The sequence below is a fragment of the Sphaerisporangium sp. NPDC004334 genome (assembly GCF_053602655.1).
Genome location: NZ_JBSGDZ010000002.1, coordinates 257908 through 272797 on the forward strand (window position 1 = coordinate 257908; position 14890 = coordinate 272797).

13 protein-coding genes and 1 pseudogene are annotated in these 14890 nt (G+C 68.3%); 12 read left to right on the plus strand and 2 right to left on the minus strand.

Translation table 11 applies throughout. The features are described 5' to 3' along the window. The first annotated feature begins 340 nt into the window (after positions 1-340). The 5 genes from hemC to ACWEN6_RS03055 all read left to right on the plus strand — a co-directional run bounded on the left by hemC (position 341) and on the right by ACWEN6_RS03055 (position 3613). Positions 341-1339: a hydroxymethylbilane synthase gene (hemC, locus tag ACWEN6_RS03035; protein WP_452568695.1), complete on the plus strand. Its 999-nt coding sequence runs from the start codon at positions 341-343 to the stop codon at positions 1337-1339. Continuing rightward, positions 1336-1782: an NUDIX domain-containing protein gene (locus ACWEN6_RS03040; protein ID WP_452568696.1), complete on the plus strand. Its 447-nt coding sequence runs from the start codon at positions 1336-1338 to the stop codon at positions 1780-1782. Before hemC ends, ACWEN6_RS03040 begins: the two co-directional genes overlap by 4 nt. A 214-nt stretch (positions 1783-1996) precedes the next feature. After that, positions 1997-2338: a hypothetical protein gene (locus ACWEN6_RS03045; protein WP_452568697.1), complete on the plus strand. Its 342-nt coding sequence runs from the start codon at positions 1997-1999 to the stop codon at positions 2336-2338. 454 nt (positions 2339-2792) lie between these two features. Then, positions 2793-3215: a hypothetical protein gene (locus ACWEN6_RS03050; RefSeq protein ID WP_452568698.1), complete on the plus strand. Its 423-nt coding sequence runs from the start codon at positions 2793-2795 to the stop codon at positions 3213-3215. Positions 3216-3364: 149 nt separating this feature from the next. Continuing rightward, positions 3365-3613: a hypothetical protein gene (locus ACWEN6_RS03055; protein WP_452568699.1), complete on the plus strand. Its 249-nt coding sequence runs from the start codon at positions 3365-3367 to the stop codon at positions 3611-3613. Positions 3614-3816: 203 nt separating this feature from the next. On the opposite strand, the gene ACWEN6_RS03060 is transcribed toward ACWEN6_RS03055, so the two are convergent. Next, positions 3817-4236, minus strand: a complete 420-nt coding sequence (locus ACWEN6_RS03060) for an STAS domain-containing protein (RefSeq protein ID WP_452568700.1) — start codon at positions 4234-4236, stop codon at positions 3817-3819. A gap of 409 nt (positions 4237-4645) precedes the next feature. Between ACWEN6_RS03060 and ACWEN6_RS03065 the strand changes: the two genes are divergently transcribed. The 4 genes from ACWEN6_RS03065 to ACWEN6_RS03080 all read left to right on the plus strand — a co-directional run bounded on the left by ACWEN6_RS03065 (position 4646) and on the right by ACWEN6_RS03080 (position 8826). Next, on the plus strand, positions 4646-5026 hold the full coding sequence (locus ACWEN6_RS03065) for a plasmid replication, integration and excision activator (protein WP_452568701.1): 381 nt from the start codon (positions 4646-4648) through the stop codon (positions 5024-5026). Positions 5027-5223: 197 nt separating this feature from the next. Then, positions 5224-6660, plus strand: coding sequence for an FtsK/SpoIIIE domain-containing protein (locus tag ACWEN6_RS03070; RefSeq protein WP_452568702.1), 1437 nt, complete (start codon positions 5224-5226; stop codon positions 6658-6660). Continuing rightward, on the plus strand, positions 6657-6854 hold the full coding sequence (locus ACWEN6_RS03075; protein WP_452568703.1) for a hypothetical protein: 198 nt from the start codon (positions 6657-6659) through the stop codon (positions 6852-6854). Before ACWEN6_RS03070 ends, ACWEN6_RS03075 begins: the two co-directional genes overlap by 4 nt. 325 nt (positions 6855-7179) lie before the next feature. Next, the gene (locus ACWEN6_RS03080; RefSeq protein ID WP_452568704.1) at positions 7180-8826 is read left to right on the plus strand and encodes a replication initiator; all 1647 of its coding nucleotides are present in this window, start codon (positions 7180-7182) and stop codon (positions 8824-8826) included. Between the two features lie 422 nt (positions 8827-9248). Here ACWEN6_RS03080 and ACWEN6_RS03085 read toward each other — a convergent pair whose 3' ends face one another. Continuing rightward, positions 9249-10790 (minus strand): recombinase family protein, encoded by a 1542-nt coding sequence (locus ACWEN6_RS03085; RefSeq protein ID WP_452568705.1) that lies wholly within the window; start codon positions 10788-10790, stop codon positions 9249-9251. A gap of 393 nt (positions 10791-11183) precedes the next feature. Here ACWEN6_RS03085 and ACWEN6_RS03090 point away from each other — a divergent pair, with 393 nt between their 5' ends. The 3 genes and pseudogenes from ACWEN6_RS03090 (at position 11184) to ACWEN6_RS03100 (ending at position 14834) form a co-directional block, all read left to right on the plus strand. After that, positions 11184-11339 carry a hypothetical protein gene (locus tag ACWEN6_RS03090; RefSeq protein WP_354839138.1) on the plus strand — a complete coding sequence of 52 codons (156 nt, stop codon included), beginning with the start codon at positions 11184-11186 and terminating at the stop codon, positions 11337-11339. A gap of 418 nt (positions 11340-11757) precedes the next feature. After that, positions 11758-12921, plus strand: a pseudogene (locus tag ACWEN6_RS03095) (CaiB/BaiF CoA transferase family protein); the annotation flags it as partial. Positions 12922-13121: 200 nt separating this feature from the next. Then, positions 13122-14834 carry a carboxyl transferase domain-containing protein gene (locus tag ACWEN6_RS03100; RefSeq protein ID WP_452568706.1) on the plus strand — a complete coding sequence of 571 codons (1713 nt, stop codon included), beginning with the start codon at positions 13122-13124 and terminating at the stop codon, positions 14832-14834. Positions 14835-14890: the final 56 nt, after the last annotated feature.

Below are 14890 nucleotides of genomic sequence, written 5' to 3' on the forward strand. Positions count from 1 at the left end.
CCCGCGTGGAGGCGTCGAATCCGCGACATGGTGCATCCGCGTTTATGCCTGCGCAGGGGCCTCGAACCTGCGAGATGGTCCATCTCGGTAGCGCCCGCGTGGAGGCGTCGAATCCGCGTCATGACTCATGTGGTTCCCCGTGCCGGTGGGGTGGGGAGCGGTGGGGCCGGCGGAATGGCCGTAGGCCACCCGTAGGGCGACCGTGAGGGAGTTCGGCCGGCGCCACTGCGGCCGGTCTGATATCGGCGTAGTAACTGTAACGGGGCCCCTGGTTGGGGGCTGGTTGGTAGGTTCACTGTCCGCGTCGGCGGTGCTGGCGCCTTACCTGGGATGGTTCGCGATGGCTGATGCTCTGGTTGCCCTGCTCGTGGAGCGGTTTTCCGGTACGTCGTTGCGGCTGGGTACGCGTACCTCGCCGATGGCCATGCATCAGGCTCAGCATGTCTCGGACCTGATCACCAGCAGGGCGCCCGGGGTCAAGGTGGAGCTTGTCCCGATCAAGACCAGCGCTGATCTGTGGCCGGGTGATCTGTCTGAGCTGGGCGGGAAGGGCACCTTCACCAAGGAGATCGATCGTGCGCTGATGGGCGCTCAGGTAGATATCGCGGTTCATTGCATGAAGGACGTACCCGGTGATGTGCCGTTGCCCGCCGGTACGGCGTTTGGTGCCTATCTGCCTCGTGACGATGTGCATGATGTGGTCGTCAGTCGCGATGGCGGGACGCTGGCGGATTTGCCTGCGGGGGCGCTGGTGGGGACCTCTAGTGTCCGCCGTCGGGCGCAGCTTGGGCTGTATCGGCCTGATCTTCGTACTGAGCGCATCAGGGGCGCGGTCGGTTCCCGGGTCGGCAAACTGGATGGCGGGGACCGGTATAACGCGCTAATCCTTGCTCGTGCGGGGTTGTCGCGTCTGGACCTGCTTGATCGGGTGGCGGAAGTGTTGCCGATCGAGTTCCTTCCGGCTGACGGCGGCAGGGTGGCGATGGTGCCTGCTGTTGGGGCCGGGGTAATCGGGATACAAGCCCGGCAGGCCGATGAACCGGTGATGCGGCTTCTTGATGAGTTGAACCATGCGCAGACGGCCCGGGATGTTCTGGCGGAGCGGACCATGCTGCACATGTTGCGCGGGCACTGCAACAGCCCGATTGCCGGGTATGCGTGCCAGACGCCCGATGGTCAACTGTCGCTGTTCGGGATGGTGTTCAACCGGGACGGTTCACAGTGGGTGCGTTCGCATCTGTGGGGTGATCCGGGTGACCCTGCGACGTTGGGGTCTCGGGTGGCGTCGGATCTGCTGCACCAGGGGGCGCGTTTCCTGATCACCGCGACGCGCAAATGACCGGTGGCGCGGCGGCGTTACCGGCGGCGGCATATCTGCTGGCCAGTGACGAGCAGGGCCGGTGGCTGCTGGTGCGCCATCGTGATCGCTGGCAGCTTCCCGGGGGTCTGGTGGAGTGGGGGGAATCGCCTCGGGCTGCGGCGGAGCGCGAGACGCTGGAGGAGATCCGGCTGCCGTTGAAGGCGCGGGATCTGGTCACGGTGGCCTGGGTGGATGCGGGGCGGCGGGGGTGTGGGGGCCGGTTGGCCTTCGTCTTCAGCGCTCGCCTGGATGTGCCGGACGTCTGCCTTCAGGCCACGGAAATCAACGCGTGGCGGCTGGCCGCTCCAGCGCAAGCGGTCGGGCTGCTGCATCCGCTTATCGCTGAGCGGTTGATCGCCGCGCAGCTCGGCAATCGCTACACCGAACAGCGCTCGGCCCGGGCCCGCGAGATCGTGAACTGAGTCGGTCTTTCTGTGGGCGACCGTGAGGGAGTTCGGCCTGCGCCGCTGTGGCGGTGTCGTGCGAGCGCTGGGTGTTTACTCTGAAGATTTTGAGTGGCGGGAACGCTGGTATGACCGGGGCCGTTGACGGCTTGTGTTCCGATTAGCCAGGATGAGCCGGTATCGCGTCAGTGAGTTGGTGGCAGTGAGACCGGGCGGTGGTTGAGTGCCTGCGATGGTCAGTTCACCCGGGATGTTTGTGCTGTTTGTGGTAATCGGCCTTTCGATTACGGTGATGATCGCTGCCATTCGGGGATTCGGGGGTGGTCCCAGCAAGACGCGGCCGGGTGATGTGTGGCCGGGGGTGAAGCTGGGCTACTTGCGTACCGACGGAGTCACCTACATCGAAGATGCGTTCGACGGTGACGGGGTCGCGGGCCTGGAGGCATGGGCGAGGCATATGTCCGTGCATGCTGACGTGGTCGAGGCATGGATCTCGCGGGTGACGGAGGGTGGCGTGGTCCGGGTCTACTGGGTCGATGGTGAGCGGGGGCGCATTGAGAAGGCGTCGCAGTAGTTTCCGCTGATCCGATATCGCCGCTCATCGCCGAGTGGGCGGCGGTGACGTCTGAGGATTCATCGTCTGGTGCCTACGGTGCTGGCCTTATGAGGGGTGGGAGTGGTGGGGCCGGCGGAATGGCCGTAGGCCACCCCGTAGGGGCGACCGTGAGGGAGTTCGGCCGGCGCCACTGCGGCCGGTTTCTCGTGGCGGTGTCGGACTGGCGGGTGTGGTGTGCTGTTATGCCGGTCGTTTATGGGGCGGATCTCGGGTGTGTGGTGGCTCGTTTGGTGCTGTGACCCAGACGCCGAGGATGTGAGGGCTGTTGACGACAGCGGGTTTAGTGGTGGTGGCTCTGCCGTGGCTGGTGGCGGGGTCACCGCAGTGTGGGTTATTCGGTCCCTGCGTGGAGCCGTCACCGTCTCCTGCGGAGGGGGCGGGGTTGGGTCTGTCGGGGTCGGGTGTAGCGCTTGTGGTGCTGATGGTGTGCATCGTGGTGGTGTCGGTGATCAGCCACATCTACCACCAGCGCACCGGGACGCCGTATCAAAGGCGGAACGGTGGTGGTCTGTATACGCCCGACGGTGAAAAGTGGTTGTGGCTGGTCGGGATAGAGCGCAAGGACGGCACGTCACAAACACGCAAGATGTCAGCGACCTGGTATGACGTGAAGACCTGGGCCGAGCGGGAGTCCTCGCGGTATGGGACGGTGTGCGCCTGGGCGCGCCGCGCGGCAAGCCGGGACCGGGTGAGGGTCTGGACGTGGCGTAACGGTGAGGCGACCAATCGCGAGACCTTTCACCTGTGGGAGGTCAGGGCTGACAGGTATCTCACTGATGGGGAGCGGGCGGCCATCGAGGCGAAAGCGCAACGGTCGTACGAGGAGAGGTCGTAGGCATGGACATTGGGCAGTCGCAGCCTCCGGCCGAGGTTCCGCCGGGCGGGCATCCTCCTTCGAGGCCGTATCCCGGCCCGCCGTACGCGTGGAGTGACGGACCGGTGCATATGCGGCCCGCAATCCGTCCTAGTGCGTGGGCTTATGTCGTGCCCGTGCTGCTGTATCTGGCTACTCCGGTCCTCTGGGTGATCGGTTTCGTGGCCAAGGCGGTGCATGTGCTGGACGATATCTCCGCCGATGACCTGGGCTTCGGGCAGGCGGATGCGATCGCGGCGGTGTTCGGTATCGCGGGGGTCGTCTGCGCATTGGCCGCGACGGTCGCAGCGCTGTGGATCTATGTAGCACGGCGGATTGACGCCGACCGAAAGCAAGCCGTGGGCTATGGGCCGAACTGATTCGGCAACCGCTGCTGTGACGGAGTGCCTGTCGGCGATCTGTTGAGGATGCTCGGCTGAGCGGAGCGGCCGGGGCTCCCGGCCGGGACCGGCCGCCAGGCCGCATGCCCGGCCGGGGAGGGCTCCGGCCGCGCGGCGCGCGTGCGCGCCGCCTTGACCCTTATGAGATTAATTCGGCAGTGCAGTGGGACCGGTGGTGGTGTCTACGGCTGCTCTGGCAGATCGATGCTTTGGTCATGTACGGCTGCGGGCTGCGCGTTGCGGAGTTCCTCGACGGCTTCCTGAAGCGTTTCGCGGACGCGAAATAGGTCGGTCAGACGGGTGAGCTCGAACAGGCGTCGGGCGCGTCCTTGGGGTGGGAGTGCGACGGTCAGGGACCCTTTGCGGGCTGCGATGAGGTGGTGTAGCTCTACAAGCACGCCGATGCCTGCCGAGGACATAAACGTCACTGAGGTGAGGTCCACGGCGACCATGGGGGGCTGGGGGCCTAAGACGGCTTTGTCCAGATGTCGGCGGATGTCTGGGACGGTGAGTACGTCTACCTCGCCGTGGATGCGCACGACCCAGAGGTGACCTATCCGCCAGCTTCGGACCTCAGGCGGAGGGTACAGATCACGGGCCATCGCGCTACGCCCTTATGTTCGAGCCCTAGATCAACTTACGGGTTGTCCTGGGCGTTCGATGTTGTGCATGCGACGCTCAGTGTATGCCGCTGGGGGTGTCCTGGCGTGAGGCGGTGCATCTGTTCTTGGGTGATGGGATTCCGCCCTCGCTGTGATGCAGGTCATACCACGTCGTGCTGCGGCGGGCTATGCGGACGTGCTGTACGGGGGGCGTGGTTATCGCTTTGCCTTTCCTTCAGGCGGCTGGATGGTTGCGAACAGTCCCTAATTTCCAGTTACGGTCATCCCTGGTAAATGTGCGAGTTGTGAGTCGAATGGGGAACTTTATGCGGTGCTTATCCGTTGGGCCGTGTGTTAGTTCGTCGGCAGAGATGGAGTGGTCGCGTTGGCCTTACAGGGTGGTATCCCTGTGACGCATGAGGTGGTGTTCCCCTACGGCGCGTACGTCGTGGCGGAGGTTACGCAGGTGTTCGACTTCGAGGCGAGCACGAAGGACAATCAGGTTCCGGCCCGGGACAAGGTCAGCGGTGAGCTGATGTGGGCGGTGCCGGTGATGGACGGGGACACGACGTTGAAGGCCGCCGCGAAGTCGGTGTCGGTCAAGATCGTCGCTGCGGTGAAGCCGGAGATCCCGGCGGCTCCTGCGGAGCTGGGCGGGTTGCCGTTCGTGCCGGTGGTGTTCGATGGCCTGACGGTTACGCCGTACGTCAATCAGGCGACGAACCGGATGGCGTACTCGTTCAAGGCTCGTGGAATGCGGGCGGCGGGTTCGTCGCGTAAGGCTGGGTAGAGCCGGGGCCCGGTGAGGTTGCCCGGGTGATCATCCGCCGGTGGGCGGGTCTGCTGCGCGCGTGGGGCGCGCTTTCTTCGCGGGGCATGAGTCCTCGGTTCAGGTGATGCGGGACGGGGACCGCTGACTGTTTCTGGTCGTCGGCGGTCCCTTTCCTGTCCCTGTTTTTCTTTGCGTTCCTCCAGTCATCGGAGAGGGTGACTTTCTTCGTGCTGCGCAAATTGCCCGGCAGCGAGGTTCAGAACGTGGTTTCCACTACCCCGGATACGGCGGTGGTGTGGCGGCCGACGGTGGTGCGGACTCCGGCGATTGTGGTCCTGGTCGTGTGGTTGTGGCGGCTGGTGGCCGGGACGGTCAAGACGGTGGTCCGGCATCCGTGGGCGTGCGGGCTGGTGGCCGTGCTGGGCGGGGTCACCTGGCTGTTCGGCTGGCGGGTGGCGGTGCTCGGGGCGTCTGGGGCCTGCTTGGGCCTGTCGGCCTGGGCGGGGCTGTGGCCGTCGGTGTTCGTGCGCGTCGTCGGCTGGCGGATGGTCGCGTGGGGTCGGTGGATGTGGGTCTACCGGCGGCGGTGGCGCTCGGTGATGTCGGTCGCCGGGCTGGCGGTCAGTGTCGGGGGGCGTGGGTATGCGCCTGAGCTGGTGCGGGTGGGGTGCGACCGGGTCGCCGATCGGGTGCGGGTGCGGATGCTGGAGGGCCAGTCTGACCAGGACTGGGCGGACCGGTCGCCGAATCTGGCGCATGGGTTCGGGGCGGCGTGGTGCCGGGTGGAGGTGGAGCGGCCGGGGTGGCTGACGCTGACCTTTCCGCGTCGGGATGCGCTGGCCTCGGTGGTGCCCGCACGCCCGTTGCCCGATCAGGCGTCGGTGGGGCCGGTGGACATCGGCGTCTGTGAGGACGGATCACCGTTCTGCCTGCGGGTGCATGGCACGCATGTGCTGATCGCGGGGGCGACCGGGGCCGGTAAGGGGAGTTGGTTGTGGTCGCTGGTGCGGGGACTGCTCCCGGCGCGACGGGCGGGCCTGGTGGAGCTGTGGGCGCTGGACCCCAAACTCATGGAGCTGTCTTTCGGGCGGGGCCTGTTCGATCGGTATGCGGCGGTTCCGGAGGACTGCGCGAAGCTGCTGGAGGCGGCGGTTCAGGTGATGCAGGACCGGGCGGACCGGTATGCGGGAGTGCGGCGCGATCACGTCCCTTCGGTGGCTGATCCGTTCGTGCTGGTGATCGTGGATGAGATCGCGTTCTTGACGGCCTATCAGGCGGACAAGGGGCTCAAGCTTCGTATCTCGGCGGCGCTGGCGACGCTGACCACGCAGGGTCGCGCGGTGGGGGTCGGGGTGGTGGCGGCGTTGCAGGACCCGCGCAAAGACGTGCTGTCGATCCGGAACTTGTTTCCCGATCGGGTGGCGCTGCGGCTGGACGAGCCGGAACAGGTGGACATGGTTCTCGGCGACGGGGCGCGTGATCGTGGCGCGCTGGCCGATCAGATCCCCCGTCATCCTTCGGACCCGACGGTGGGGGCCGGGGTGGGCTTCGTGCGGCTGGAGAACGCGCCGACACCGGTCCGGGTCCGCGCGGCGTACGTGAGCGATGCCGACATTCGGCAGATGGTCATTCTCTCGACGGAGGTTGTGTGAGTCTCCCGGTGGTTCTGCATGGGCTGGTGTGCCCGGCCTGTGAGGCCGAAGACGAGTTGTGGCACGACACGGTGCTCGGCGTGGTGGAGTGCCGGGCGTGCGGGGACCGCAACGTGGTCGGCGATGACGACCCTTCGCGGCCGGAGTCCTACGGGTGGGACCTGTACGACGGCGGCGGCTGGGAGCCGGTGTGACGGCGGCTGAGCGGCTGGCGGGGCTGCGGTGCGCGGTGTGCAAGCGCCGGGATCACCTGGTGGCCGATCACGTGCGAGGCGTCGCCTGGTGTGAGTCGTGCGGGCAGTCGGCTCTGCTGAGTGACGCCGAGATCGGACCGGCGGGGGCCAGTGATGGCGGCGGTAGCGGTGTGGCCGGCGGAATGCCGAAGGCACCCGTAGGGCGACCGCGAGGGAGTTCGGCCGGCGACAGCGCGGCGGAGAGCGCTGCGCCGGAGGGCGCGAAGTCCAGTGGATGCACGGTCAGAGAACCGGAGGACGTGTGACCGACGCGGGGACGCGTGGCATGACGGGCAAGGTGCGGGCGCTGCTGGCGGCGGATGTCGCCGCGACGGTGGCTGAGGAGAACGGCGTGTGTGTGCGCACGCTGGCGTTTCGGGTGAGTGACACCACAACGGGGACGTCGCGGGTGGTGGAAATTCCGTGCGGGGCGACCCTGGAGGCTAAGTGCCGCCCCTGCGCGCGGCGCAATCGTCAGCTTCGGATGGCGCAGTGCCAGGAGGGCTGGCATCTGGAGACCGAGCCGGTCACCGAAGCGGCGGAGCCGGATGAGGATCAAAAGTGGCTGGTGGCCTGGCGGGCGGAGGTGCAGGCCAAGCGGGATGCGGCGCACGCGGCGGGTGACCCGGATGCGGGCGTGTGGGATGCGGCGATTGAGGAGATCGACGCGGAGATCAATGCTGCGGGGATGCGGGGGAACGTGCTGGACGGCCCGGAGCCGGGTGAGCGCCGGGTGAGGTCCACGCGCCGTCGCCAGGACGCCCCCGATCTCCCCCGCCGGGCGATGTCGGATACGACGCTGGGGCGGCTGTATGTGTCCTGCGATGGGAAGCGGTTCCGGCCGTCGATGTTCATCACGCTCACGCTTCCGTCGTACGGGCGGGTTAAGGACGGCGTGCCGGTTGATCCGGCTCGGTATGACTACCGGCGGGCGGCGCGCGATGCCTTGCACTTCTCCAAGCTGGTGGATCGGTTCGTGCAGAACCTTCGCCGCGTGGCGGGGTTCGATGTGCAGTACTTCGCGACGGTGGAGCCGCAGAAGAGGCTGGCTCCGCATCTGCACATGGCAATCCGCGGGACGATGAGCCGGGCAGACATCCGGGCCGTGGTGGCGGCGACCTACCATCAGGTGTGGTGGCCTGCCACCGATCATGTCCGGTTCGAGGGTGAGCGGCTTCCGGTGTGGGTGGAGCGGCCGGGCCGGGACGGCGGCAAGGCGTACGCCGACGGCCAGAGCGGCGATTACGTCGATCCCGACAGCGGTGAGGTTCTTCCGACGTGGGATGACGCGTTGGATGAGCTGGGCGAGGCGGAGCACGCTGAGCCGTTGCATGTGGCGCGGTTCGGCAAGCAGGCCGACATTCAAGGGGTGCTAGCGGGGACGCGGGATGCTGACCAGTGCATCCGCTATCTGGCCAAGTATCTGACCAAGAGCCTGGGCGGTGGCATTGACGCCGAAGAGACGGCGCGGCGGGCGCACGCTTCCCGGATGGTGGCGGCGCTGCGGTTCGAGCCGTGTTCCCCCCGTTGCCCGAACTGGTTGCGGTATGGGGTGCAGCCGAAGGGTGCCAGGGCGGGCATGGCTCCTGGCCGGTGCCGCAGCAAGGCGCACAAGCCCGAGCATCTCGGTTATGCGGGGCGGCGGGTGCTGGTGTCGCGCAAGTGGTCGGGCAAGACGCTCGCGGAGCACAAGCGCGACCGGCGGGCCTGGGTGCTGGGCGTGCTCGGCATCGCCGATGAGCAGGCGGTCAGCGAACCGGGCCGGTTTCTGTGGGCGCCAATCCCGGACGGGGACGCGAGCCTTGAACCGCGCGCGGTGCGGACCCTGCGGCTGGTGGCCGAACGCCAGCGGTGGCGACGGTATCTGCACGATTTACAGGCCAGGGCGGAGGGGGTGTCTCCTGATGCGGGGGTGAGCGGGCCGGCTGAATGACCGTAGGTCACCCCGCAGGGGCGAGCGTGGAGCGAGTTCTGCCGGCGCGCGGGGCCTGCGGGTCGGCGCGGTATCGGGGTCGGTGAATGTCGCGTCTGGGAGGGCGCGCGCCGTAGGCGCTCCACTTACCCCCGGGTGGGTGGGCGGGCCGCTGAGGCGGGGTGGCACGGTTAGCGGCCAGCGAGCGGGCTGGCCTGGGAGACGCGCAGATGAACGGGAGGGATCGCGGCTGGGGCGTCAGCGCACGCCAGAAGATGACGATGGTGACAGCGAGTTAGATGCGTACGTACGGGCGTTGGTGGCGGACTGGCCACCGTTGACTGATCGGCAGCGTGACCGGCTGGGTCTGCTGCTCAACGTCAAGCGATAGATCGTCGTGTTGGGCACCCCTGCTACTGCTGGGCGGGGGTGCCCACGCGCATTTACACGGCGGTATGGCTGGTGATCGGCTCGATTTGTACGCTGTGCGGGTCGATCTGCCCTTGGGCGGGCCGTCCCCGGACCGGGAGTAGGGTCACCTTGACTAGCAGGCGCAGGCATTCGCGCTTGCGGCCCAGACTGAGATCACGCCACGTCCGGGCCGGATCGTCGGTGTGCGCGAAGTCGGCAAACGGGCTCTCAGCGGTCGCGCTCTTGAGATCGGCGTGAATCTCGGCACGGCGCTTGTCGATCTCTGCCTGTGCCACCTCAGCGGCGACACCCCCGAGCTTGCGGCGGGCGATCAACAATCCCAGCTCGATCTCGCTCTGATCCAGCAGGGCCAGCTCCTCACGAAGCGCAGCCACATCGACGGTCGGATCGGTACGGGGCAGCAGATCGGCCACGTCGCCGCGAGAAAGCCGAGTGATGATCACCTTCTCTATGAAGGCGTCCACCTGTGCCACATTGCGGCGACAGTGGTGCTTGCTCCTACACCGGTAGCCTGGCTGACCAGCAGAGTTGTTCATCACCACCATCAGGCTCCCGTCGTCGCAGATCCCACACCGGTAGATCAGCGACCCAAGCCACTTCGGCGTGTTCCCCGCCGTGTGCCGTTGCCGGATCGGGTCGGCCCACATCGTGATCAACGCCTGGCGCGTCTCCTCCGAGATGATCGGCTCGAACACATCTCGTCGCACGATCTCCCCCTGGTAGACCGAATGCCCAGACGTCCGGGGACTACAAAGAATCTGCTTGACCGTCCGGGCGTTCCATCCCTCGGACTGCACCGGCTTACCCTTTCTGCGCAGCGTGCGCCCGTCGCTCTGCGCGGCCGTGGGCACCTGGCGCGCCCGCAGATCGGCCAGCACTTGCCGCATGGACACCCCGGCCAGCAGATCAGACGCCCACTTGCGAATCTCGGCCGCCTCGCTCGGCTGGTGCTGGGTCATGTCCAGCACTACGCGATCCTCATAGATGCGCTCCATCGTGGGGGCCTTGGGATTGACACACACACTGCGCACGCGGCCGGTGTCCACACCCCACCCATAGGGGCGGATACCCCCGCCGAAGTCGCCCCGGCGGGCCTGGCGCTTGCGTGCCATTGCCACACGCTCTCCACGCTCGGCGCTCTCGTGCTCACCTTCGGAGGTGTCGTCAATAAGGTCCTTGCGCCCCTGAGCCTTGTTCAGGTTGTACTCCCCGCCACGCGAGACGCTGAACAACCGCACCCCATGCGCACGAGCAATCTTGATGAACTGGGTGACCTCCTCCACCTTGCGGTGCAACCGCTTGGCGTGCCAGATGATCACGACGCCGACTTTCCCCGCCTGCATGTCGGCCAGAAGCCGCAGATACGCCGGGCGCTCCACATCCTGATAAGCCGAAACGTCGTTGTCCTCATAGGTCACCGTGATGGTGCCCAGGTCAAACTCGTCGGCTAACTCCTGGTTCTCCTCGTGCTGGCTGGTGACCCCGTCACCCGTGCCCGCGCGGTCCGTGCTCTTGCGCGTGTAATCGCAGACGCACCGAAGCAGCTCGCCCATCTCGTCACCCCTTGTCCCGGTCTGAATCGATCTACTTCAATTATGCGTTTCAGATCGATAATCGGGATCGCCGTACCACGACCCGCCGACCCGGCGCCGATCACTGCAGCACGGAGCCGGGGGTGGAGAGCCGTGCCCGGTGAACGTATGTGGTCACCGCTCTAGGGGCGCCGGTCGTCCCGGTCGTGATCATCGATAAAGCGGCCCTCGCCACGCTTTGTCGGGATAAATCCTCAATTGGTCACGCGGGCATCGCCGGATGGTCGTGGCTGTATCCCACAATCGTCATCGCTTGTCCTGTTTTATCGGCTTGCGAGCACAATGCGTGATTGGCGGGGGATGTCGAGGGTAGCCGTTCGAGGGAAACGGCGATCGACAGGCGGTGGTGACACGATGGCATCCATGATGGACCGCATCAAGGAGTACCTGCGCGGCCCGAAGGGGCATGAGCACGTCGAGAAGGTCAAGACGATGGCCAGGGACCCGCAGAACCAGCGCAAACTCCGCGAACTCGTGGACCGCTGGCGTACGCGCAGGACCCACCACTAGGCAGACAAGGCTCGCGAAGCGCCCCCGCGCGGTCGCGAGCTCCTCTTCGGGCGAACCGGGACGATTCTCGGACGAGCCAGACGGTTCTCCCGGGCGGGCCCAGATGTCCTCCCGAACGGGCTGAGACGGTTCCTCCCGAACGGGCTGAAACGGTTCCTCCCGAACGGGCTGAAACGGTTCCTCCCGAACGGGCTGAGACGGTTCCCCCGGATGGACGGCGGCCGACGCGACGCGACCGGTCGGGACGGGTTCTCCCGGCCGGCGCGCGTAGATCGTCCCGAATGGGACGGTCCAGAGGGATGGCGGGGGTAACCGGCGTGTTTCGGGGCGGCACCTGGGTGTCGGGACGGTGGTGTCACCTGGCAGGCTTGCCTGTGGACGAGAACACGTTCTCCTCACACCCCCGTGGAGGCTGACCTTGCAGGGACCGCTCAGCGACATCGTGGTCCTCGACCTGTCCCGGGCGCTGGCCGGGCCGCACGGAGCGCAGATGCTCGGCGACCTCGGCGCCATGGTGATCAAAGTGGAGCATCCCGACGGCGGCGACGAGTCGCGTGGCTGGGGGCCGCCTTTCGTCGGGCCCGAGGGGGACATCTCCACCTATTTCCTGGCGGCCAACCGCAACAAACGGTCCATCACCCTGGACCTGAAGTCCGAGGAGGGCGCCGCCCTGCTCACCCGGCTCGTGCGGCAGAGCGACGTCCTGGTCGAGAACTTCCGCACCGGCGTGCTGGACCGGCTCGGCTTCTCCGTGGAGCGCCTGCACGAGCTGAACCCCCGCCTGGTCATCCTGTCGATCACCGGTTTCGGCCACGACGGCCCCGAGGGCGGGCGGCCCGGGTACGACCAGATCGCGCAGGGCGAGGCGGGCCTGATGAGCCTCACCGGCCCTTCGCCCGACGAGCCGTACCGCGTGGGCTCCTCGATCGCCGACCTGCTCGCCGGCATTCACGGCGCGTACGGCGTGCTGGCGGCGCTGTACGAACGCCAGCGCACGGGCGTGGGGAAGGTCGTGCGCACCTCGCTGCTGGCCTCGGTGGTCGGCGTGCATTCCTACCACGGGACGGCGTGGACGGTCGGCGGCAAGGTGCCAGGGGCGAGCGGCAACCACCACGCCTCGATCGCGCCGTACGGGGCGTTCCGCTGCGCCGACGGGGTGATCCAGATCGCGGTCGCCAACGACGCCCAGTGGGGCCGGCTCGCCCCGCTGCTGGGCATCGACCCGGCGACACCGAAATACGCGGTCAACCGGGAGCGCCGTGCCCACCGTGACGAGCTGGTCGCCGACATGGAGGAGGCGCTGGGCGCCCACGACCGGGCGCACTGGCTCGCCGTGCTGAGCGAGGCGGGCGTCCCCGCCGGGGCGGTCCGCACGCTGGACGAGGTCTACGCCTGGAAGCAGACGCGGTCGCAGGAGTTGGTGGTCACCGTGGACCACCCGGTGCTCGGCACCATCGAGCTGCCGGGGTCGCCGCTGCGGTTCGACGGCGCGCCACCCGCCGAGCATCTGCCGCCGCCCTCGCTCGGTCAGGACGACCGGTCGGTCCGCGACTGGCTGGCCGGGCGCGAGGAGCAGGGCGCGACCGCGACGGTCGCGGGGCGACCTGAGAACGGATCGGACCCGGAACAGGGCCTAACGGGGACGGACGTGGTACCGGGCTTGACCGGGACGGACGCGGTACCGAGCGGTCCGGGAGTGCCAGGGGTACCGGACGCGCCGGAGACGTCCGGGAGGCCGGTCCACCTCGCGGATGCGGACAAGCGGGAAGGGTGAGCGGTCCGGTGAGCGGCGTCGCACGCCCCGACGCGTACACGTTGATCCGTATCGTCCTGGACCCCGGGTCGTGGAAGTCGTGGGACGAGCCGACGGTGGATCCCGCGCCCCCCGGCTCGCCGTACGCCGAGGAACTGGCGGCGGCGCGGGCCCGGACGCCCTACGACGAGTCGGTGGTCACCGGGGAGGGGCTGCTGGGCGGCCGCCGCGTGGCCGTCATGGCCTGCGAGTTCTCGTTCCTGGCCGGCTCGATCGGGGTCGCCGCCGCCGAGCGGCTCGTGCGGGCGGTGGAGCGGGCGACGGCGGAGCGGCTGCCGTTGCTGGCCGCGCCGGCGTCGGGCGGCACCCGGATGCAGGAGGGCGCGCTCGCCTTCGTCCAGATGATCAAGATCAGCGCCGCGGTGTCGGCCCACCGCGCCGCCGGGTTGCCCTACATCGTGTATCTCCGCCATCCCACCACGGGCGGGGTGTTCGCCTCGTGGGGATCGCTCGGGCACGTCACCGCCGCCGAGCCGGGCGCGCTCATCGGCTTTCTCGGCCCACGGGTGTTCGAGTCCCTGCACGGATACCCGTTCCCCGAGGGCGTGCAGGTCGCCGAGAACCTCTTCAAGCACGGCCTGGTCGACGCCGTCGTCTCGGCCGCGAGCGCCCGCGAGGTGGCGATCCGCGCCCTCGCCGTCCTGTGCTCCTCGATGGACACGCGGGACGCGGCCCCCGGCGAACAGCGGCGGAGCCTGCCCCGGCCGCCTCACCACAACGCCACCGCCACCGAGGAAGAACCTGGCGAGGAAGAACGCGGTGAGGCCGGACGCGGCGAGGCCGGACGCGGCGAGGGCGGACGCGGCGAGGGCGGACGCGGCGAGGGCGGACGTGAAGAGGGCGGACGTGAAGAGGGCGGACATGGCGATGGCGGGCCGGCCTGGCGGGTGGAGCCGGAGGAACGGGTCGCCGAGGTCGGCGCCTGGGAGGCGATCAGCCGCTCCCGGCGTGACGACCGTCCTGGCGTGAAGGCTCTGCTCAAGCTCGGTGCCTCGGACGTGACCCCCCTGAACGGCACCGGCGCCGGCGAGAACGATCCCGGCCTGCTGCTCGCGCTGGCCAGGTTCGGCCGGGCGCCCGCCGTGGTGCTCGGCCAGGACCGCCGGCAGAGCGCCGGCCGTCACCTCGGCCCCGCCGGGCTGCGGGTGGCCCGCCGGGGCATGCACCTGGCCTCCGAGCTGGGGCTGCCGCTCGTCACGGTGATCGACACGGCGGGGGCGGCGCTGTCCAGGACGGCCGAGGAGGGCGGCCTGGCAGCCGAGATCGCCCGCGCGCTGACCACCCTGGTGTCGCTGAACACGCCGACCGTGTGCCTGATCCTCGGGGAGGGGGCGGGCGGCGGCGCCCTGGCCCTGCTGCCGACCGACCGCGTGTTGTGCGCCCAGCACGGCTGGCTGTCGCCGCTGTCGCCCGAGGGCGCGTCGGCGATCCTGTACCGGACCATCGACTTCGCGCCCGAGATCGCCAAAGCTCAAGGGGTGCAAGCCCGCGACCTGCGGCGGGACGGCATCGTCGACCGCGTCATCCCGGAGTTCCCGGACGCGGCCTACGAGCCGCAGGCCTTCTGCGAGCGGGTCGGCGCGACGATCGAGCACGAGATCCTCGGCCTGATGGGGAGCCCGCCCGAGGACCGCCTGGCGACCCGCCTGGCCCGCTACCGCTACCTCGGCACTCCAACCTGACCGCCCGCCTCCCTCACCCGCTGTCCGGGCCCGGTCGTCTGGCCGTCACCGCACTC